Source organism: Ornithinimicrobium jinqii, assembly GCF_045032595.1.
In the GTDB taxonomy this organism is placed as follows: Bacteria; Actinomycetota; Actinomycetes; order Actinomycetales; family Dermatophilaceae; genus Ornithinicoccus.
In genome coordinates this window covers 1-21363 of sequence record NZ_JBJFZS010000038.1, presented here as the reverse complement: position 1 = coordinate 21363, position 21363 = coordinate 1, and the positions used below count along the sequence as shown (strand labels likewise).

At 62.8% G+C, this 21363-nt stretch carries 10 protein-coding genes and 1 pseudogene; 7 read left to right on the top strand and 4 right to left on the bottom strand.

The genetic code is table 11. The annotated features are described in order from the left end of the window. The first annotated feature begins 158 nt into the window (after window positions 1–158). Window positions 159–5450: a DEAD/DEAH box helicase gene (locus tag ACI3ET_RS15500; RefSeq protein WP_405033978.1), complete on the top strand. Its 5292-nt coding sequence runs from the start codon at window positions 159–161 to the stop codon at window positions 5448–5450. A 29-nt stretch (window positions 5451–5479) separates the two neighbouring features. Here the strand turns inward: ACI3ET_RS15500 and ACI3ET_RS15495 are convergent, their stop codons facing one another. The 4 genes from ACI3ET_RS15495 to ACI3ET_RS15480 all read right to left on the bottom strand — a co-directional run bounded on the left by ACI3ET_RS15495 (window position 5480) and on the right by ACI3ET_RS15480 (window position 9246). Next, on the bottom strand, window positions 5480–7315 hold the full coding sequence (locus tag ACI3ET_RS15495; RefSeq protein ID WP_405033977.1) for a DUF262 domain-containing protein: 1836 nt from the start codon (window positions 7313–7315) through the stop codon (window positions 5480–5482). A 70-nt stretch (window positions 7316–7385) separates the two neighbouring features. After that, window positions 7386–8471, bottom strand: coding sequence for an IS630 family transposase (locus ACI3ET_RS15490; protein ID WP_405033976.1), 1086 nt, complete (start codon window positions 8469–8471; stop codon window positions 7386–7388). 287 nt (window positions 8472–8758) lie between these two features. Then, complete coding sequence (locus tag ACI3ET_RS15485) at window positions 8759–9001, bottom strand: toxin (RefSeq protein ID WP_405033975.1); 243 nt, start codon at window positions 8999–9001, stop codon at window positions 8759–8761. Beyond that, on the bottom strand, window positions 8998–9246 hold the full coding sequence (locus ACI3ET_RS15480; protein ID WP_405033974.1) for a DUF6290 family protein: 249 nt from the start codon (window positions 9244–9246) through the stop codon (window positions 8998–9000). Before ACI3ET_RS15480 ends, ACI3ET_RS15485 begins: the two co-directional genes overlap by 4 nt. Window positions 9247–10197: 951 nt before the next feature. Between ACI3ET_RS15480 and ACI3ET_RS15475 the strand changes: the two genes are divergently transcribed. The 6 genes and pseudogenes from ACI3ET_RS15475 to ACI3ET_RS15450 all read left to right on the top strand — a co-directional run bounded on the left by ACI3ET_RS15475 (window position 10198) and on the right by ACI3ET_RS15450 (window position 20783). Then, window positions 10198–10905 (top strand): VOC family protein, encoded by a 708-nt coding sequence (locus ACI3ET_RS15475; RefSeq protein WP_405033973.1) that lies wholly within the window; start codon window positions 10198–10200, stop codon window positions 10903–10905. A 389-nt stretch (window positions 10906–11294) separates the two neighbouring features. Next, window positions 11295–12630: pseudogene (locus tag ACI3ET_RS15470) on the top strand (ISL3 family transposase). Window positions 12631–13388: 758 nt separating this feature from the next. Next, window positions 13389–14531, top strand: coding sequence for an aldehyde dehydrogenase family protein (locus tag ACI3ET_RS15465; RefSeq protein ID WP_405033972.1), 1143 nt, complete (start codon window positions 13389–13391; stop codon window positions 14529–14531). Window positions 14532–14548: 17 nt separating this feature from the next. Then, window positions 14549–16009, top strand: coding sequence for an aldehyde dehydrogenase family protein (locus tag ACI3ET_RS15460; protein ID WP_405033971.1), 1461 nt, complete (start codon window positions 14549–14551; stop codon window positions 16007–16009). A 241-nt stretch (window positions 16010–16250) separates the two neighbouring features. Continuing rightward, on the top strand, window positions 16251–16718 hold the full coding sequence (locus ACI3ET_RS15455; RefSeq protein ID WP_405033979.1) for a GNAT family N-acetyltransferase: 468 nt from the start codon (window positions 16251–16253) through the stop codon (window positions 16716–16718). Window positions 16719–18158: 1440 nt separating this feature from the next. Further along, window positions 18159–20783 (top strand): SUMF1/EgtB/PvdO family nonheme iron enzyme, encoded by a 2625-nt coding sequence (locus tag ACI3ET_RS15450; RefSeq protein WP_405033970.1) that lies wholly within the window; start codon window positions 18159–18161, stop codon window positions 20781–20783. The last annotated feature ends 580 nt before the right edge of the window (window positions 20784–21363 follow it).

Sequence of the window (21363 nt, the reverse complement as noted above, 5' to 3'; positions counted from 1 at the left end):
TTCACTTACCGAGTGCTTCCTGACGGGCGACCTGGGACCTTAGACAAGTCCAAGTCTTCCCTGTTCAGGGAGCACTTCGGTGCTTCTACACGCCGATCACACCGCCACCCCGTGAATGATCCGGGCTAGCACTTCGGTCACACCTGCGTGATGCCTTCATGCGCTACTACGAAACGGCGTACGAACTGCGGGATGGCAAGGTCGCGGCGGAGCGGCGTGCGTTGCTTCTGAACGAGGCTGCGACATTCGCCGAGCCGTTCATAGAGCTGCTGCCCCGATATGAGTCGTCGGATCGCAGCCTGGAGGATGTGTTCAAGTCGCTGGGCTCCCCGGAGGCGGCCTCCCTCATGGCAGCCGGCTTGCTTCCTCACCCGAGTGCCTACCGGCATCAAGAGGAATCCCTGATCGCGTCCCTGAGCGGCGAGGACGTCGTCGTGACCAGCGGCACCGGGTCAGGCAAGACCGAGGCGTTCTTGCTGCCGGTGTTAACGCGCTTAGTGCAGGAGTCCGCCCGATGGGAGCCTGCGACCCCAACTCAACAAGAGGCGTGGTGGACAGGGTCTGCCCCCATGTTCGTGCCCCAACGTCCTGTCGACGAGGGTCGAATGCCGGGCATGCGCGCCATGATCCTCTACCCCATGAACGCTCTCGTCGAAGACCAGCTAATTCGACTGCGCAAGTCGCTGGACTCTAGCCCCGCTCGCGGATGGCTCGCCGAGCACCGTCCGGGGCACCGGTTCTACTTCGGGCGATACACCGGCCGCACACCCGTGCCGGGTGGCCTGAGCGACGCCCCCGACAGCGCTCGGCGCGGCCGTCTGGCCCGCCTCCTTCGGGAGGCCCAGGCGCGCCGTGAGGCTCTTGACCACATGGTCGCCAAAGGCGAGATCACCGCTCCGGACACCGAGTTCTTCCTGCCGCGCCTCGATGGTGCCGAGATGCGCAGCAGGTGGGACATGCAAGCTGCGGCTCCCGACATTCTGATCACGAACTACAGCATGCTCTCGATCGCCCTGGGTCGATCTGACGAGCAACCACTCCTGGAGCAGACACGCGAGTGGCTCCAAGACCCTCGCAACGTCTTCACCCTCGTAGTGGACGAGTTGCACATGTACCGCGGCACCGCGGGCACCGAGGTGGCCTACCTCTTGCGCCGCCTGCTCAGCACCCTTGGGCTAGACACGCGGCCCGAGCAGCTCTCCGTCGTGACCACCACAGCGAGTCTGGAGCCTGGTGATGAGGGCGCCCGGTTCCTATCCGAGTTTTTCGGGCGCACCGACCCCTTTCGGTTCGTCACCACCCGTCCGCAGCTTCCCTCCGGCCCAACGGACCTCCGCTCGATCGCAGCCGGTCTCACGGGTGGCTCTTTGGCAGAGGTGGGCGAACTGTCCGTGCCGGACCTAGAGTCTGCCTTCCATCACGCCACCCTCCGGGCCGGCAGGCCCCGGGCGACGGGAGCCCACGTCGTGGCCTCACGACTGTTCCCCGACGCGCCGGACCCGGATGAGCTGCTGGAAAGACTCGTCGCTCTGCTCGGCAGCACCGACAACCCGCCCGTGCGGTTGCGGGTGCACTTGTTCTTCCGGACGCTGCAGGGTCTCTGGGCCTGCAGTGACCCAGAGTGCGCGGAGGTCACGCCGGAGTTCCGCCACGCGGATCGCCGGGTCGGCAAGGTCTACTCTCGTCCGCTCTTCAGTTGTGCGTGCGGAAGCCGGGTGCTGGAACTGCTCTACTGCCAGTCGTGTGGCGAGGTCATGCTGGGCGGGTTCGTGGTTCGAACCGGTCCTCACGAATTCCTGGTCTCGACCGCCGCGAACCTCGAGCGTCTGCCCGAGCAGGCTTTCGCCGATCGGAATGCGTCAAACTATCGCGTCTACTGGCCGACGAACGGCCAGAAACCCTCCGTGCCGGGCTGGAGTCGTCTCGGTGGACGGAAGGGAGACCCCGAACGGGTGACGTACAAGCTGGAATACCGAACAGTGTCCTTCGCTCCCGGCCCTGGTCGCATCAGCATGCAGCCCCGCGGCAACCCGACGGGGTCCATCTACTGGGTCACTGGCCGGAAGGGCCATGACGACGCCGCCAACCTCACCCCCTACCCGACCCAGTGCCCTTCGTGCGGTGATGACTGGGAGCGGCAGAACGCAGGGGCCGTCGAGGACGCTGACCGTATGCGCTCGCCCATCTACACGCAGGGCGTGGGCTTCAATCGGGCCAACCAGGTGCTCACCGGAGCACTCCACAGATACCTCGACACCAAGCTCGTCGTCTTCTCGGACAGCCGTCAGGGCGCGGCCCGGGTCACCGCCAACCTGGAACTTGCCCACTACCTTGACCTCGTCAGAGCAGCGACCTTCTACCACCTAGGGCAGAACGAGGACCTAGTCTCCCTTGCTGCGGCGCACGTCCGGCGGGCGGACTCATCCGAGACGGCGGCCAGTGCCTTCGCCAAGTTGCAGCAGCAGCGGCCTGAGGCTGCCATGGCACTCCTTAAGGAGGGGAACCACATACCTCTCACTTCCGCCGACGAGCAGGCGCTCGAGTCCGCCCGTGCCGCGATCAGTCGACCTTCATTGGCTGACCTTGGAAACAAGGTCGAACCTTCCCTGCTAGAGGTCGGTGTCAGTCCTGCAGGTCCGGCCGTGTCCCTGCTTGCAACCAAAGACGGGCGACGCTGGATCACCCTCTACGGCTGGGACGCCGACCCTGTGCGCGACCGAGGCACAGACCTGGACCTCGAGGAGAGGACTCTCCTGGAGTCGATCCGAGAAGAAATGTCGCGCCAGATTCTGCGCACGGTGTTCGCCGGCGGCGACCGTGACGCGGAGTCCATCGGCGTTGCCCACGCTGTCCCTTGGAGCACTCTCGATGCCAGCAAGTTAGGGGGTCTGAGCCCAGAGAACTTCAACCAGGCGGTGTCATCCTTCGTCCGCATCTGCGCACGGCGACGGCGACTGACGCTGTTCATGGAGTCGGCCGCTGAGGGATGGCCCGGCAATGCCCGTCGATACCTCAAGACAGTGGCCGAGACGCACGCCGTCGACCTCGACGACCTGACCACGGCCGTGGAACTCGCGATCGGCGCAGGGCCTGCGACCGGATACCGCCTCCTCCACTCGCGAATTCGGCTTCAAGCAGGAGGGGCCACGCAGTGGCGGTGCTCCTCATGCCGAACGAAGCATCTCCAGGCCAGTGCCGGAGTCTGCATCAGCTGCGGGGGGCGGCTTTCCCGTGATGGTCAGGATTTCAGCATCGAGAGCGACTACTACGGCTGGCTTGCTACCCGGGAGGGCGGGTTGTTCCGCCTGCATTGTGAGGAGTTGTCTGGCCAGACCGACCCCCTCGTCGCGCAGAGGCGGCAGGCCCAGTTCCAGGACGTCTTCCTTGACGAAGGCGAGGTGCCCGTAGCGGACGGGATCGACATCCTGTCGGTGACCACGACCATGGAGGCCGGCGTCGACATCGGGGCACTCAAGGCCGTCGTGCTAGCAAACATGCCGCCGCAGCGGTTCAACTATCAGCAGCGGGTCGGCCGGGCGGGGCGCCGCTCCGAGCACCTCGCGGCAGCCCTGACTGTGTGCCGCGGAGGGCGCAGTCACGACGAGCACTACTTCCGTCACCCGGACGCCATAACCGGGGACGACCCACCACCCCCGTACCTCGACACGCAGTCGCTGGACATCGTGAGGCGTGCGTTCGCGGCCGACGTGCTGACCCGGGCCTTCAGAGTTCTTGCGACGGACGACCACCGCTTCGACCCAGGACGCAACGTCCACGGACAGTTCGGCACGGTAACCGAATGGCTCACGAGCAGTGCTGTCGCCAGCGTCATCGTCCGAACGCTGCGTCACCAAAGGGAGACCGCCAAAGGGATCGCCGACACTCTGCTCCATGGGACACGGGCCTCGTCACTGATAACAGCGGATGAGTTGGTCCAGTGGGGCCAGGTCGCCTTGCCCCGGCTGATCACCGAGGCGGCCCAGCAGGCCCGCGTCGAGGATCTCTCCGAGGCCCTGGCTCAAGCGGGCGTACTGCCCATGTTTGGGTTCCCCACCCAAGTGCGCGTGCTCTGGACCAAACGACCAAACACAGGCCCGGAGGCAGAAAACGTGGATCGCGACGCAGGCATCGCCCTGTCTGAGTTCGCACCGGGTGCTGAGCTGGTCAAGGACAAGGCGATCCACACGGCAGTCGGAATCGCACACTTCTTGCAAGGCACGAACGGGCGCTGGCGTGAGGTCGAAGACCCGGTCGGATCGCGCAGGGCAGCAGGCGTCTGCGCGGCGTGTCTCACCATCCACGACAACCAAACGTTCGTCCAGTGCCCTGTTTGCGGCGCCGGAGAACCCGACTTCCAGCAGGTGGTGCTGGTGGAACCGAAGGGATACCGAACGAGCTTCACCAGCCGCAACTACGAGCAGTTGGACGAGTCCACTTCGAGGGCTTCCCAGCCTCGGCTCGCAGTCCCACCGGGCGCACGCGTAACCCAGCTGGGAAATCTCACCGCCCGTGGCGGCAACGGTGAGGTCGTCTCCGTCAACGACAACAGGGGCCAGTTCTACACACTGGTCCGGGCACGACGCCAGTGGAATGACAGGGTCTACCCTGAGCCGGGCTTGATAGATCTACGGTTCCTAGAACAACACGACAAGAGAACGAAGGCACGAACCTGGGCGTGGTCCACCGATGGTGACGTCTTCGACACAGTCGCTCTTTCTGCTCGGCGACGGACCGACATCTTGGCGATTAGTCTCATCGCCGAGCCGACGGGGTTGCGCATCGACCCGGCTACTCCGTCCGGCCGTGCCGCCTGGGGTTCGCTCGGCTTCCTCTTCCGGGCTGCAGCCGCGCACCTCCTTGACATCGGCCCTGAAGAGATCGAGGTCGGTGTGTCGTCCACCGCAGAGGGAGGCGCGCGCGCCCAAGGTTTGCTGTTCCTCGCAGACACCCTCGAAAACGGTGCGGGGTACGCACGATGGCTGCAAGAGCACCTGCCGACTGTGATCGCGGCCGCGCAGGAGCAGGCCGAGCAGTTCGGGAACCACGCCACGAGCGAGGGTCAGCCCTGCGACTCGAGTTGTTACCAGTGCCTGCGCGACTACCGGAACAGCGCGTGGCACCCGCTGTTGGACTGGCGCCTGGCTCAGGATTTGCTGAGCCTCTTGCAGTCGAGCAGCCTCGACGATCAGTCGTCATGGAATGGACTCCTGCCTGTAGGGCGCGCCGTAGCCCGCGACTTCAGCCTCGACTTCACCGAGGATGGCATCCCGAGTCTTCGGAATCCGAAGACGGGGCGCTCCGTTGCGTTCATCCACCCCTTCCAGGGCGTGGGAGCAAGTGCCACCAAGCACATACGCGATCTCGTCGACGACCCCGACATCTCTATCGAGTCCTGGTTCGAGCTGGTCCGCCGTCCCGGTCTGGTGGCCGGTCGCCTCATGGGTGGATAGATAATGGGCTGTCTGCGGCACCAGGGCAGTTACAAATCGTCGTCGCTCACCGCCAGTTCGTCGTCGATCGTGCCGGCCACGTCTGCCACCTGTTCACTTATGTCACCCGTCGCCGAGGATTCTGCCCCCAGAAGCCGCATAATCCGCTGGGCGAGCGCCGCCCGCCGCTCAGCGAAGAACGTGTCGAACTCATCTGGGGACGCGGGTAGCCATGGGATCTCGTTCCGCTCGAGGTACGCCTGACGAAGCTCCTGTGAAGGGTACGACGATTCAGCCCAAGCCGCCGGTGGGGAAGCTGACTTCGAGATGTTGACTGACATCTCGAGCAATTGCAGGTTCGGCAGGAGATCACGCAAGCCCTGCAGCCGACTGACTCGCTCGGAATCAAGCCCCGCAGCCTTGAGTTCTTTCGTCGACAGCAAGGCTTGCGGGTAGACGTGGTCGACATGGTGAACGTTCCGCGTATTGACGTGCGGGAAGAGCACGGCAAGGACAGCAAACGTTCGCGGTTTCCCGTAGCGTAGGCTCAGAATCTCTTCGACCTGCTCGGCCGTGAGGGCCAACGACTTTCCTCGTTGCGCCATGCGCCGCTCGATGTCGAGCGAGGGAAACTTCTGCGAACCGTGATCCATGATCGTCTGCCGCAGGTCACGAAGCAGAGTGTCCAGACCAGCTCCCCAGACACCCGGAACGATGAGCGAGCGCAACGTCCACTGGCGTAGCGCCTCGCGGTCAGCAGTGTCCGCGACGGCCGCCCGGTACTTCTGGCCGAGTCCGCGATGGTGGACGTAGAACGCGATTGGAATGAGGACGCTGTTCGCGGACAGCGTCGCAGTTGAGAGCCCGAAGTCTGCAAGCAGGCCTGCAGCGGTCTTGAGGGAGTCCGCGATGGCATCCCACTCACGGTCGAGGGTCGCCATGGTGTCAGTCGTGAAGTTCTTGACCTTGAACCCAACGTCGCTGACCCCGGCCAGCACGAGTCCCGACTTGAGAACGATGTCCTGACTGAAGTTGAAGCCCGCGCCCGTAGAGTTCAATTCATCAACCAGCCCGTGAATTGCGGCCCGGGCATCTCTTTCTTTCCATTGGGCCGTGGCGATGGAAAGAAGCAGGTCACTGTACGACAGTACGGTGCCAGCCGAGTTGACACGGATGAAGATGTCAAGGACGCGGTCGATGTCCTGCTCAGTCTCTTCGAAGAACTTGACGTTCGTGGTGGTGTGGATCGACTCCCAGAGTTGACTCAAAATTTCTACTGCCTTGTCATGGTTGGCCAAGCCAGCCTGCGCGGTCACCGCCCATAGTTGGCTCATCTTCTCGGCCTCGAAGACGCGCTGAACTGGGAACCAGTGTCGCTCTGGATCGGCTACCGCGGCCGTGAGCTGGACATCGGTAAGGAAGCGAAAGTCGTACATCAACCCGGCCTCGTTGTCTTCCGCTTCACCGAGCACGTTAAGATAAAGTCGACGCACCGGGTACGAACTAGCAAGGTTCGACCAAGCGCGGGGGAGTTTGTAAGCGTACGTTCCTCGGAGCCCGATGTTGAACGAAGTGAGCCGCTGTTGACCGTCGAGAACTGCGGTCACCGACTGACCCGCCATAGGGTCGGCGTCAGGGTTGTGTCGGTTGTCCAAGGCGTTGAAGTCTTTCATGAACCCATAAAAACGGAATTGAGCCGCCGTCTCGGGTTCGACCCTCCACGACAGGAAGCCGCCGACTGGATAGCCGCGCATGAGGGAATCGAAAATGCCCATGACCTGGCCCGGCTTCCACACGTACTCGCGTTGGATAGCGGGCAGGACGAGATCACCCTTCTGGATTCGGCGGATAGCGTCGGCGACAGTGATCTCAGGCAGGTATCCCATGACCAGACCCTAACTAACTGGGGACACGCATGCGCGAGCACGGCTGATCCATGGGCGCGCCATGACTCTGCTAGTGGCGCGTGTTTGAAGTTGCTGGTCGGTTGGCCTTCGTGAGGATTTCGTCGGCGGTCTTGGTCCACACGAACGGGTGGGCGCGGTCGTTCCACCCGTCGATGAAGGCGCGGATCTTGGCGTTGAGGTCCTTGACCGAGCCGAAGGTGCCGCGGTGGATGGCCTGGCGCTCGATGATGCCGAACCAGACCTCGACGAGGTTGAGCCAGGACCCGGAGGTCGGGGTGAAGTGGACGTGGATCCGGGGATTCGCCTCGAGCCAGTCGCGGACCTCGACGCGTTTGTGGGCGGCGTAGTTGTCCATCACCAGGTGCAGCTCCTGGCCGGTGCCCTCGTCGGGGTAGGCGCGGGCGACCTGCTTGAGGAAGGCGAGGAACTCCTGGTGGCGATGCCGGGGCTTGCACGCGCCGGTGACCTTGCCGGTGGCGATCTCCAGCGCCGCGAACAGCGTCGTGGTGCCGTTGCGCTTGTAGTCGTGGGTGCGTCGCTCGGGCAGCCCGGGCTGCATCGGCAGCATCGGCGCCGTGCGGTCCAGCGCCTGGATCTGGCTCTTCTCGTCCACGCACAGCACGATCGCGTTCTCCGGCGGCGCCAGGTAGAGCCCGACCACGTCGGTCACCTTCGCCACCAGCTGCGGGTCGGTGGAGAACTTGAACGTCTCCACCCGCCACGGCGCCACCCCGTACTCGCGCCACGCGGTCGCGACCGTCTTGTTCCCGATCCTCAGGTGCCGCGCGAGCAGCCGGGTGGACCAGTGCGTCACCCCGTACTTCTTCGGCGGCGGCGCCAGGGTGACCGACACGATCCGCGCATGGTCGATCGACCGCGGCCGACCCGGACGAGGCTCGTCGGCCAGGCCGGCCAGACCCTTGGCCTGGTACCGCCCACGCCACTTGAGCACGGTCGCCTTCGAGGTCGCCAACCGCTCGGCGATCCGCTCGTTCGCCTCCCCCTCCGCCGCTGCCAGCACGATCCGGGCCCGCAGCACCTCCCCGGCACGAGCAGCGGTCGAGCGAGTCAACCGGACCAGTTCCCCTCGATCGCCCTCACACAGAGTCAAGGCCGGGGCAGCACGATTCGCCATACCCCATCATCCCAACCAGCAAACCGTTTAGCAATTAACGACACGCTCCACTAGGACGGGCCCTTCTGCTGTGGCGCCAGCGCGTGGGTCGAGCGAACCCCCAAGCATGGACGCCCCTGCGCACGGGTCGGGCCTAGCGCCCGCGCTCGTCATCTGTCTTGTCCGGGGAGGACCAGTCCGTTGATGTCGTTGTACCTCGACTCCGGGTGGTCATAGCGGCCGGGTCTCACTGACGTCCGCGATCCGCGCTTCGACGCAAGCAACCAGCGGCAGATCCGCGCGTTTGGTCAGGGCAGAAGGTCCAAGTACTGACGACGAGCCGGCATCGCATGAATGGCCGTCTCCTCGCCGCTACGGAAGATCAGCACAACGGTCTCCAGGAGCCGCGCCTGAGTGTCGAAGCCGAGCCGCACCTCGCGGTGTGGCCACTCCTCTTCCTCGAGCGGCTCGATCCACAACGCCAGGTCCGCAGCCTGCACCGCGTCCTCGGGCAGCACCCCGTGCTTGCGGGCGCTGCGATGGACCTTCACGCGGCGTAACCGGCCAGCGCTCGTCGGATCGCCTCGGAGCGCGACAGGTGCTCCCGCGAGGCGTAGGCGTCCAGCGCCGCGATCTCCTCGGCCGTGAGGCGCACGGCGATCACCTGCATCGGCTCGGCTCCACGCCCAGGACGTCCTCGCCCGCGGCGTTTCAGTTCCTCGACGTCATATCCGGCCTCGGCCTCGTCCGCCCACTTCTGGATCTGCTCGTCCGTCACTCGGTCATCACCCGCCATGACCGAATCGTATAACGAAAACATGGCACGGGGAAGGCCCTCGGTTCGGATGTCGGGCGACAACTGGGCGACCTGCGGCATAGGAAGGCGTTGTAGCGCTGGGGTCTGGACGTGAGGAACGTCCTCCTGATGCGCTTGTCGGGCTTGGTTTCCCATCGCCTTCAGGAGGACGTCCCAATGTCTAACCGTAGTGGTGTCTCGCGTGGTGACCGGAACCGGAACGCCCGGCTGGCCCGCCTCAGGCAAGCGGTCCCGATCAACACATCGTACAACGATAGATTCGGAACGTGCAACGAGAGTCACCGGGGGGGTGGTGTGTGCCCGTGCCACCCCTCCATGCCTCAACTGGGCCACCGCACCAAGCCGTCCGCCAACCGCACCGGCGACGACCTGGCTGCTGCGATTCACCTCACCGGTCTCGACGGCGGCGCGGCCGCGAGACGGACGAACCCGCCCACAGGGGAACAGGCTGGTACCCCTTGGGGCGCTTGTGATTGCCAAGGTCGTCGGGAACTAGGGGACCACCCATGTGGCGCGCGGCACGAGCGGACATTGCATCAGGTCCTGACGTCGTCGTCCGGACGCCCCGGGTTCGGCATCTGGGGCACCATGGCTTGGTGCTCGAATCGACCGAACTGCGCTCGTGGCAATGGCCGACGCCTGAGAACCTGGCGCCTGTGGTCGTGCTGCACGGCAGCGGACAGGACGAGCTGTCTCGCCCCGCCTGACCCCCTGAGCCCAGCACGCGGCCAGCGGCAAAGTCGGACGAGCGCAGCCGTCCTCCACGCGGCAAAGTCGGACGGGGCTGCCCGCGTCACTTGCGACGAGCTGACGCAGGTCCCGACGCCCATTGGCGGCTCGTGTTCATTGAGGGGTCGCGAGCGGGCAGACGAAGCCAGTTCCGGAGACGGGTTGACTAAGCTCTGGGGGTTCAGAGCTAAGGTCCCGTTCATGGACATGCTGAAGGGCGACCAAATCGCGGCGGCCAACCTCACCGACTGGCGCAAGCTGGCCCAAGGACTGCACGCCCGCTACCTGATCGATGACTTCGGCGCCGGCGCACGTTTTGCCGTCGCAGTGGGCGAGGCGGGCGACACCCTCGGACACCACCCCAGCGTGTCGATCGGCAAGGGGTATGTCGACCTCAAACTCATCAGTGCTGATGCCATCTACCGGGACGGCGAGGGCACCGAACACGTCCTGGAATGGGTCACGCAGCAGGACGTCGACCTCGCCCAACGGATCACTGAGATCGCCGCCGACCACAAGATCGATGCGGACCCTTCCTCGGTCAGCCACATCGAGCTCGGACTGGACACCTTCGAGTCTGCGACCATCGCCCCGGTGTGGGCCGCCCTCCTGACCGGGAACGCCGAGGCCCAGGGCCATGGCTCACCCAGCGATGAGATCAGGGACGCCACGGGACGGGTACCGAACCTGTGGTTCGGGGACGCCGACGAGGATGAGCTCACACGGCAACGCTTCCACATCGAGGTCTACGTGGCGCCCGAGGTGGCCGAGGAACGAATTGCCGCCGCTCTCGCCGCGGGTGGGACCATCGCCGATGACAGCCAGGCGCCGTCACTCATTGTGGTCGCCGACCAGGAGGGCAACAGGGGGATCGTGTGCGTGGACACGTCCGTCTTAGAGGAGGATTGAACCCATTCCTCACAGCCTCGAGCGCGCGAGGCAAGTGTAGGCGACATCAAATTGTGAAGCGGCATCACCGAACGCAACTCGCGCAAACGTGCCAAGGCATCGCGCGGGAGTCGGGTCCGAGGGCAGCCTCATGCGGCGATATGACGCCCCCGGAACGAGCGACCAGCGGCATGACCGGTTGTTGCCTCGGAGATGGCTCCGCGGTACTTCGCCAGCTGACCCTGTGGTTACAGCTATCAGGGCACATCAGACTGGTTAAGGGGCTCTTCCCAGCTGCGGTGGGGGTAGGGGTGTGACGCGCCGGGCGGGGCGGGTGCTGGGGTGAGAGGGGTCGAGGCCCTCAAGATCGGAGGCGACCAAGCACTCCGAAGACCTCGAGGACCTCGACGATGGACAACCCTACGTCCTGCTGTGCTGCGCTCGGCGCGCCCAGCGCGTACTGCGACAACTGTGACCTGCTCGTGGGCCTGGAGGGCTATCACGTCCTGGACGTGACGCGCGGCGCGGACGGGCTGACGGTGAGCATCGAGTCGGCGCCGGGGCCGGTCGGGTGCCCGGACTGCGGGGCACGCGCGGTCTCCCGTGGCCGGCGCGAGCACCGGCTGGTCGACGTCCCGGCCTTCGGGTCGCCGGTGAGGCTGGTGTGGGTGAAGCGGACCTGGGGCTGCCGGGAGGTGGCGTGTGCGCGGCGCTCGTTCACCGAGACCGACGAGGGGTTGGCGCCACCACGCTCGACGTGGACGGCCAGGGCGAGGTCCTGGGCGGTGGGCCAGCTGCGCCGTGAGCACGCAACCGTGCACGGCCTGGCCCGCCAGCTGGGCCTGGGCTGGGACACGGTGTGGTCCGGTGTGTAGCCGATCCTGGCCGCCGCAGCAGCCGACGGGTCCCGCTTCGCCGGCGTCACCAGCCTGGGCGTCGACGAGCACATCTGGCACCACGTCTCCACCAAGGAACCGCAGGACGGTGGCCGCGGACCGAAGGAGCTCACCGGGATGGTGGACCTGACCACGGGCGAGAACGGGCAGGTCAGAGCACGGCTGCTGGACCTGGTCCCGGGACGCTCGAAGAAGGCCTACGCCGACTGGCTCACGCAGCGTGGCGAGTCGTTCACCGCCGGCGTCAAGGTCGCCACCCTCGACCCGTTCCACGGGTACAAGGCCGCGATCGACGACGAGCTGGCCGAGGCGACCGCCGTGCTCGACGTCTTCCACGTGGTCGCCCTGGGCACGAGGTGCGTGGACGAGGTCAGACGGCGGGTGCAGCAGGTGACCACCGGCCACCGCGGTCGCAAGGGCGACCCGTTGTACGGCATCCAGAACATCCTGCGCGCCGGGCAGGAGAACCTCACCGACAAGCAGCGCGCCCGGATCGACCGGACGTTCACCGCCCACGAGGCCCACGAGGAGGTCGACCTGACCTGGCAGTGCGCCCAGCAGCTCCGCTCGGCCTACATGCAGGCGGACAAGGCCGAGGGACGTGCGATCGCCGAACGCATCGCGGCCACCTTCCCGACCTGCCCGATCCCCGAGATCGCCCGCCTCGGTCGGACCCTGCGCAAGTGGAAGGAGGCGTTCCTGGCCTACTTCACCACCGGCGCCACGAATGGAGGCACAGAAGCGATCAACGGCCTCATCGAGCTGCACCGCCGCCTGGCCCGCGGCTTCAAAAAACAGGTCCAACTACAGACTCCGGATGCTCCTCATCGGCGGAGGACTCAACCTGTGACCCCCACCGCAGCTGGGAAGAGCCGGTTAAGGTGGTCGCAAGCGTCTAGTGCGCACTGCATTGGGGCCGCCTAATCCACACCACTGGACGAACCGCGCTGGGACCCCTGGACGCCCGCCCTGCCGTGGCCCTACCCGGCTGACCAAACAGAGCGTTTCGGGTGCGCCCCTCGTCCACTTCCTCGCATAGGGCTTGATTGTCGGTGACTGTCTACCATCCCAAATCACTGCACATTAGGCCTCGCTGAAATCCCACCAGATCAGAGCCGCTCGAGCCGCAGGGAAGAACCCGCATTGCCGCGACACACCCCGCAGCGCCTAGTAGGGGCTGCAGCCCCGGGAGGCGCAGGCTGCTGTACGGTGCACGTCAGCGGGTCGAAGCCTTCGGAGGGAAGCAGGTGGTCACGCCTTGAACGGACCTAGTTCCAGGCTGAGGTCTCCAGCGCGCCGCGCCGTCCGCAAGGGGAGGATGCAAGGCGCTGGCAACCTCGATCCCCACCACGATGAAGAGGCGCGCATCGAGACAATAGGATCGCTTGCCGAGCCGATCTCACGAGGCCGCCATTGCAGACGACGAGCTGATCGAGGCGGATCACAGACGCAGCAGCGACACCCGGCCAAACTATGGCATGCGCCGCGACCGCACTACTGTCCGCCCAACCGAGCGCGAGGACGGGTCCCGGCAAGCGCTCCATCGCAGCACCGTCAAGCAGGTCAAGGCGCCCTTTGGGGCATCAGCGTAACGGCGAAAGGCGCTCGATGCTGAGCCGCGAGGAAATCGTCCGGCTCGTGGCGGAATGGGGCGCCCAACTTCAAGAAGAGCAGCGCTCGCTTCAGCAGATTTTGGAAGAGATCGCGCCAGCATCCACAGCAGCAGCCGAAATAGAAAAAACGATAAGAGCCCTCGCCACTTACGCTTCTGAGGCGGGTCGGCTAGAGGGACGGAGGCCGGTCGGGAAAGTATTCGTCTCGCTACCATTCAATAATCCGCTGTACTCTTTCGTCCTCTACTGCGTCGGACCACTGCTAGCAGGCAACGAAGTCATTTGCCGCCCTTCGAAACTCACAAGTGAGATCTTGAGCCGCTGCCTGGCGGTGGCGCCAATCCCGTCTGCGTTAGGATTGGAGATCTCAATCCTAAACGGCGCGGACTTCATTCGATCCGCAGAGACCGGGGCCGACTGCCTGATCTTTACAGGCTCTTGGGATTCCGCGAAGAAGATTGAACGTCAGTACGCTGGCCGGCTCATATATTGCGGACCTGGATTGAACCCCTTCGTGATCTTGAGTGATGCGGATCTTGCGACCGCCATCCCGGCACTGGTCCGCGCACGATTGTTCAATAACGGGCAAGATTGCCTATGTGCCGAACGCGTCTATGTGCACGCAGCCATCCTGCATCGGGTGACCGAGACGTTAGTCGAGGCTGTCGCAGCAAGCAAGGGGCAGGTCGGTCCCCTTATCAATGAGGCAGCCGCCGAGCGTGTGCAGCACATGCTCAGTCAGTCGCACGCGGCTCGGCATACTTTACTCTCCGGAAATATTCACGGTGCGCTGGTCGAGCCATCCATCATTGTGACCGATGATGATGACCCGCTGGTGCGCGCTGAAAAATTTGCCCCTGTGTTCGTGATCGTTCCATTTCACAGGGTAGATGAGTTGGAAGCGTACCTAGCGCGAACCCATCATTATCTGGGGGTTACCATTTTTGGAGGCCTTGTTCCCGACGCTGCGGAAAGGCTCTACCCACACGTTGCCTGGAACACATGCTTGCTTGAATCAGAGGCGGAGGACGCCCACAATCCGTTCGGAGGACGTGCTCGTGCGGGTTTCGTCCGTTACGAAAACGGATCACAGAAAGATGGCCCCATCTTGTTCTCGGTAGAGACAAGCACGACATGAAAGGTGAGTGATACACCGTGCCCGATGTTCAGCACTGGATACATGGTCAAAGTCAACCCAGCCAGGACGGTCAAACACTTGATCTGATCTCCCCGGTTACCGGGGAGGCGCGGGCCACAATGGCAGCTGGCCAAGAGGGAGACGTGGACATCGCAGTTAGAAGTTCGTCTGCTGCTTCCTCCGAATGGAGCGCGATGGATCCCTCAGAACGAGGAAGACTGCTCTGGACCTGGGCTGACGCGATTGAGGACTCACGCGACCGCCTGGCTAAGGAGGACTCAGAAGACGCAGGCAAGCCAATTCTCGATTGCGCTGAAGACGTAACGGCTGCCGCAAAACTCCTGCGCTTTTTCGCCGGACTGCCGGACAAAATCCACGGTTCCACGATGTCCGTACAACCTGGCCTGAATGCCTGGACCCTCCGAGAGCCCTATGGTGTCATAGGGGCCATCGTACCGTGGAACTACCCTGTCTACAACGCCGTTGCGAAAGTGGGCGGGATCGTTGCCATGGGCAACACGTGCGTATTAAAGCCGGCGGAGCAGGCGCCGACATCCGCCGTCACCGTCGCCATGCTGGGGGTTGATGCAGGACTCCCACTAGGGGTTCTTAATGTGGTTATCGGCGATTACGTAGCAGGCCGGGCACTGGCCCGCCACATGGATGTTGCAAAGATCTCCTTCACCGGGAGCACTGCGTCAGGTCGTGAAGTGATGCAGGCGGCGGCGCAGTCCAACCTCAAGTCGTGCACACTCGAGCTCGGAGGCAAGTCACCCCTCATCGTTTTTCCCGACGCAGATTTGGACGTGGCCGCAGAGGCATGTGCTTTCAGCAACTTCTACAACCAGGGGCAGACCTGCACGGCAACGACGCGCATCCTCGTTGATCGCGCTGTTGTCGATGAATTCCAGAAGCTGCTGGTCGCGCGCGCGGAAGCCATCCGTGTAGGAAATCCCCGCGAGGAGGACACGCAATTAGGCCCCCTTGTATCGGCTGAGCAGTTGTCCCGCGTCGAGTCCTACGTTAATCGGGGCGTGGAGATGGGCGCCACGGTGGTAACCGGCGGAGGCAGGGCGTCAAGCCGGGGTTTCTTCTATACCCCAACGGTCCTACGTTGCTCTGATCCGAAGAACCCGGTAGCGCAGGAAGAAATTTTCGGCCCTGTAGCGACGGTCATTCCCTTCGATTCAGAGGAAGCCGCCGTAACTCTTGCGAACGGCGTCAACTACGGGCTCGCGGCATCTGTCTGGACCCGCGACGTCATGCGCATGCATCGAATGGCTGCTGCAATCAAGGCGGGCGTGATTTGGGGAAACTGCGTATTCGCCGAGCACCCAAGCATGCCCGTAGGAGGATATGGTGAAAGCGGGTTTGGCCTCGAGTACGGCTTAGCGGCCGGAATGGAGTACACGCGGCAAAAGTCCGTTTGGCTGGACCTAACCGGCGACACGCTTCGGTGGACCGGCGTTGACTATTGATCTCACGAGTGTACGCGCGCTAGTCGACGCGCATTACCGAACGCACCTCGGTTGCTACTTCAAGCGCGTTGACGTTACGTCTAGTACCTACGACGTTGCGAGTACTATTCCTGGAGTTATCTGGAACCATGTTTGGTCGTCCAGCTGGGGTAGCCCACCGGATGATTCTGCGAGCGTCTATTTGGATGGGCTCAGCCATACGGTCGGCGACGAATGGAAAGTGACTGATCGCGAAGATTGGATGCTCTTGAATCCTAAGTCCGTCGCTCTGGGCCCGACGAAGACATCACGTCGTCTTAATGCTCTAGAAGTTACTGGGAAAGATTCGCAAGCCGCCACAATAGCGTACTCGACTCTCGGCCAGATATTCGGGACCGAGTATGGTCGGAGAAGCAAAGGCACGGACAAGGGAGGAAACGGATTAGTGAGGCGGCGATATTTCTTGTTCCTGGATGCAAGCAACGAACCTGTCGGGACAGCCTCGCTGCATGCATTGGGAAACACGCTGGCCGTTCACGACGTTGGAATAGTGGATGTCCATCGTGGGATGGGCTACGGGAGGGAGTTGATGGGATGGCTACTTGGACAGTGCCAGCGCGACATGCGCGTCTATCTGCAGTGTGAGAAGGGTTGGCACACCGAGTTTTACGAGTCGTGCGGTTTCGAACTTATCCACGAGCGGACCGGTTATGAACGCCTGGAAACCTGAGCCCAGCCTCATAGCCGGCCTTGTAGATAGACTTTCACTGGATTGCGAGCCATTGACGGCCGACCACGGGCCCAGAGCATGGCGGCGCGGATGGGACCTATCACTACGAATCGGTAACGCGGACCGCAACATTCCTAAGCTAGTTGCCAGCGATCATATAGTCTCACACTGTTCCCCGGCCGGCGACTATCTCAATGTACGTCTTGACCCGTCGGCGTGTGCCGTACAGTCACGAATCCACAGAAAGGGTCCTTGGGACGAGTGGCGCGGAGCAAGCGTTGCAGTAGAGCACACAAGTCTCACGCCAGCATATCCCATAAACTTGGCAACCTTTAGATCCAGCGTACTAGGCGATTCCGTAGCCCGCGCGTTCTCCTCTGTAGGGTCTGCTATATCTGTTAGGTACCTCTTGGAGGATGATTGCTGGCATGCCGGCGTGGTGGGAGAAACCCATCAGCAATGGATTCATCTCAAGCCCGACCACGCCGTAGGTCGAGCTTACGCGAGGTCGCAGTTCCGGCGACGCAACACTTCTGAGCGGGAGGCCCTTAAGGCTGCGGTTGCACTGTTTCCAGAGACGGTGGTACGACCGTTTGGAGTCGGTGAACGGTTTCCCGACCCTGTAACCAGCTGTCTGAACGGTCACCTAGAAACTCTGAATGCGGCTTCGATAGGCGCACCGGAGATCGACCGAGTCTCGGAGGTCGCGGGGCCTGCTGTTATGTCCAGCGTGCGGCAACTGGCCGAATCCTCTGCCGAGGTGCCCTCAGGAATACTCCAGCCCTACGACCATCCCAGTTATGTGGTGCGGAACACTGCATATTTCGCTCACTTGGCAGACCGCTTTGACCTCGTAGTTCCAGTTGTGGACAGGCGTCATCAAATTCAGGTCGACTCGGCTCGCTACTGGGCCGGTCGCTTGCAAAGCATCAAGAGAGGGCTCATTCGCCCGCTATATTTTGGTCCCGTTACGGTCGACGGGAGGTCTGACGGGATCGCGTCCAGACGTTTTCATTCGGTTGACGCCATGGTGAGCGAATCCCACCTCGGCCGAGGGGAAGGGGGATCGGCCGGTGCGCACGCGCTGCTTCGGCTCATCCTGCTGTCCGCGGCTACGCATAGGCCAATCAACGTGTCCAGCGACCTGTGGTCCTGGGCCCCGGTTCTTCTCGGGAAGAGTCTGTGCCGGGCGATCCAGACGTCGCAAGTTCGTGCATCAAAGCCGAGACCCTGGCCCGTGGGAAGTGTCATCGTGTTAGATCGAGCAACTTGGTTTGCACAGGACGTGGTGGCAACATTCGATCCTAAGGCTGGGGTCGATCTATTGCAGTCACTGGTGGGTATAGCTGCCCATGGGTCTTCGGGCATGGCGGAAGTCGATCAGTGGATGGAACGGTGCCTAGCCCAAGTAACGAAGGTGCTTGGAGTGCCGGAGATAGCATGGATCCGATAACCGTAGTCGGCTTGGCGTCGAGCGTCGCTGCTGTCTTGGTTGGGGTGTTGGCCTGGCTTAAGCCTAGAAGCCCGGACAAGGCGAAGTCACGTCGCGCTAGAGGGGTACAGTCGGAGGCGAATAGCATAGCTGAACGCTATCTCCGGGCCGTAGATGGTCAGGTCCGGTATCTGGACTTCCGTGGCGTTCTTCGGCTGGACAGGCTAGACATGCGATTCCCTTTGGAGGAAGTGTGTGTGGTGCCTCGTCTAGTGCGGCTGTCCTCTGTCTCGAGCGCGGAATCTGGGTCCGCGGGGCGAACAGTCAACTTCACCGATGTTGAGCGCATACTCACTGCGGTTATGGAGGGGCGACAGGATCGAGCTGAGGCGCGTGATTTAGTTGACCTGTTGACCGCAGGACGCTGCTCAGTGCTGCTTGGGGAACCAGGCAGCGGAAAGAGCACGCTTCTGAAGCTGCTTGCGCTCCGATTGACGCGATCCCAAGGCGCTCGGCTCCCAATCTTGGTGCCATTAACGGCACTGTCGTCTCGTATAGTAGAGGGTGGCGGTGAACACTCCGTCCTAGATGCGGTGTCTCGCTACCTCGCCGAGGTGCGCCACGTGGACCCCGGTTTCGACGTTGTGATGCGGGAGAGATACGAGGCAGGGGAATTGGTCTTCCTCTTCGACGGCCTGGATGAACTTGCGGACCCGTCTGCCCGAGCCGTCATGACAAACCGACTGCAGTCCTTCGCTCAATGGACGTTGACACGAGGCAATACACTGGTCGTAACCAGCCGGGTCGTTGGCTACTCAGACATGCCCCTGGGTGTGCCGGATGGCGAGCACCTCCTTGTGAAGGACTTCGACGCGGAGGGCATTCAGGAGTTCGTGGACAAGTGGACCTTCGTAGCCGAACGTGTGGCGAATGACACCCGGTCAGATGTCGAGTTGGCGCACGCCTCCGCGGCCGCCTCGATATCTCTCAAACAGGCTGTGTTCAGTAACCCAGGGGTTCGTAGGTTGGCGTCCAATCCCCTCCTGCTATCGATCTTGGTGTTCATTCACCGTCAGGGCGCTGAGCTGCCGCGTAGGCGAGCAGAGCTGTATGACCTCTTCATCACGACTATAGTGACATCTTGGTCGCGAGTACGGAACCTAGACGGTCAGGCGTTGCACACGTTTGACACCGCAGAGGTGATGAAGATACTCTCACCGGTTGCCTACTGGATCCACTCAGATGTTCCAGAGGGATATGTGCGGGTGGATGCCATGGAGGATGCTGTCGCTGCGGAGTACGAAACGCAGCGTGGATTGTCTCAGGATGAGGCTACTCAGAGGGCGAAGGCCCTTCTCAGTGGCCTTCTCCACAGTTCCGGCCTGCTCGCGGAACGGGGGGAGGGGCGCATTGGATTTGCTCACCTCACTTTTGAAGAGTTCATGACAGCCCGGCAGGTAGTGTTACTTGGGCAGGTAGATAAGGGAGTGATAGGAGACCTTCTTGCACCACGTCGTGGCGATCCTCGCTGGGTGGAGGTCCTGGCTTTGGTGATCGGGTTCCTAGCAAACGTATCGAAAGAGGAAGCATCCGCGGATCTGGTGGTACGTGCCTTGGCTCAGGCAGGTCCGGACTTTCCAGATTCGAAGGAGGCGCTGCTGGTCGCCGCTGAGGCGGCGACAGAGTGCGGGGAAGATGGGTTGCCAGTACCCACCTGGGACTGGTTGCGGGATGAAATGAGTAAGGCCCGTGATTGGCAGTCTGTGGCACTTCGTTGCAAGGCCGGCGCGTTGTTAAGCGAGTTTGGTGACCCGAAGTTCGACCCAGCGGTGATTGAGCCGGAAACCATCTACGTGCCGGGAGGTGATGCGGTGCGTGGATCCGAACCGGAAAGCATCAACAGGCGTATGGCCGAGATCCGACGCGTTCGCCTCAGTGCCGCGGATGAGTGGGTGCGGGGATATTGGGAGACGTGCTTGACGTCAGAACTGGACGTGGAGCGTGCGAGCGTCAAGCCATTTAGGATTGGAAGATACCCGGTATTACAGCAACAGTACGCCCATTTTGTTCGGGAAACCGGTCGTCGGCCGCCGAACGGATCTAGTCTAAGAGCGGTCCTCTTGTCATGGGATCCGCGGACGAGTGCGCCCCCGTCTGGGCGTCGAAATCAGCCGGTGGTCTTGGTTTCGTGGCAAGATGCAGTTGCATATTGTGAATGGCTAAGCGCCAAGACGTCGAAGTCGTTTCGATTACCAACAGAACTGGAGTGGGAGTACTGCGCTCGGGGCAGCTCGGGCAGCGGCTACCCATGGGGCGACATATGGGAGCCAGGCCGAGCGAATACTGCCGAGGAGGCGCCAGGTGACTTGGTCGCATGTGGTCTTTTTCCCAAGGGCGCAAGCTGGTGCGGGGCCGAGGAACTCGTGGGTCAGGTTTGGGAATGGACGGCCGATTCATGGGGGGACGATTGGTCACGGCCTTCCCGGCACCCTGGCGAGGTGGCGCCATGGAAGGTTGTGAAGGGTGGTAGTTGGGACGATGTACGTGTCTTCGCAAATAGTACCTCTCGAGGGGCCAACTTGGAGACCTTCGCCAGTGATTACATTGGGTTTCGAATTCTAGAGGAAATTTAGGCAATGTTATCCGTCGCAAGTACGGCGCGGCGATTCTGTACCTCTTAGCGCTGCGAGAGACGGAGTGTTGACCTGCCCCGTCCACCAGGTGAAGGAGCCTCCGATCCGAGCGCACTCGTTGACCTACAGCGATGGTTTCCCTTATGAACCACCCTACAGTTCATCGTGCGGGACAACTGGTGTGTCCCGAAGACTTTTTGTAGAACGAACACTGGTCTTGTCCTGGCCTTAGGCACATTGGCTACGCCTACAGTGTGCCTGTCTTCGGCGTCACAGCGACGTACCGGCCCTCAACGCGCGCGGTCACCGGCAGATCCTTTATGACCGTGCGCTCATCGGCGGGACCGACCTAGAAGGGCCGACGAGCATCCGGACATCGGCGTGACAGCGATGTACCGCCCCCCGGCTCGTCCCGATCACCGACATATCCCTGATGATGAGCGCGCGCTCATGGGCGTTATGTGGGTGATCGTTGTCAAGAGGCCTCGGTGGTGTCGAGGCCGGTGATGAGGTCGTCGTAGATCGCTGCGCGGCGGGTCTGTCCCTTGGCGCAGGCGTCGGCGCGCTGGGCGAGCAGGGC

What these genes read in the sequence shown, in the direction of transcription:
- ACI3ET_RS15500 (WP_405033978.1), top strand. Translation starts at nt 159, where the DNA reads ATGCGCTACTACGAAACGGCGTACGAACTGCGGGATGGCAAGGTCGCG.
- ACI3ET_RS15495 (WP_405033977.1), bottom strand. Translation starts at nt 7,315, where the DNA reads ATGGGATACCTGCCTGAGATCACTGTCGCCGACGCTATCCGCCGAATC.
- ACI3ET_RS15490 (WP_405033976.1), bottom strand. Translation starts at nt 8,471, where the DNA reads ATGGCGAATCGTGCTGCCCCGGCCTTGACTCTGTGTGAGGGCGATCGA.
- ACI3ET_RS15480 (WP_405033974.1), bottom strand. Translation starts at nt 9,246, where the DNA reads ATGGCGGGTGATGACCGAGTGACGGACGAGCAGATCCAGAAGTGGGCG.
- ACI3ET_RS15475 (WP_405033973.1), top strand. Translation starts at nt 10,198, where the DNA reads ATGGACATGCTGAAGGGCGACCAAATCGCGGCGGCCAACCTCACCGAC.
- ACI3ET_RS15465 (WP_405033972.1), top strand. Translation starts at nt 13,389, where the DNA reads ATGCTGAGCCGCGAGGAAATCGTCCGGCTCGTGGCGGAATGGGGCGCC.
- ACI3ET_RS15455 (WP_405033979.1), top strand. Translation starts at nt 16,251, where the DNA reads ATGCTCTTGAATCCTAAGTCCGTCGCTCTGGGCCCGACGAAGACATCA.
- ACI3ET_RS15450 (WP_405033970.1), top strand. Translation starts at nt 18,159, where the DNA reads ATGGATCCGATAACCGTAGTCGGCTTGGCGTCGAGCGTCGCTGCTGTC.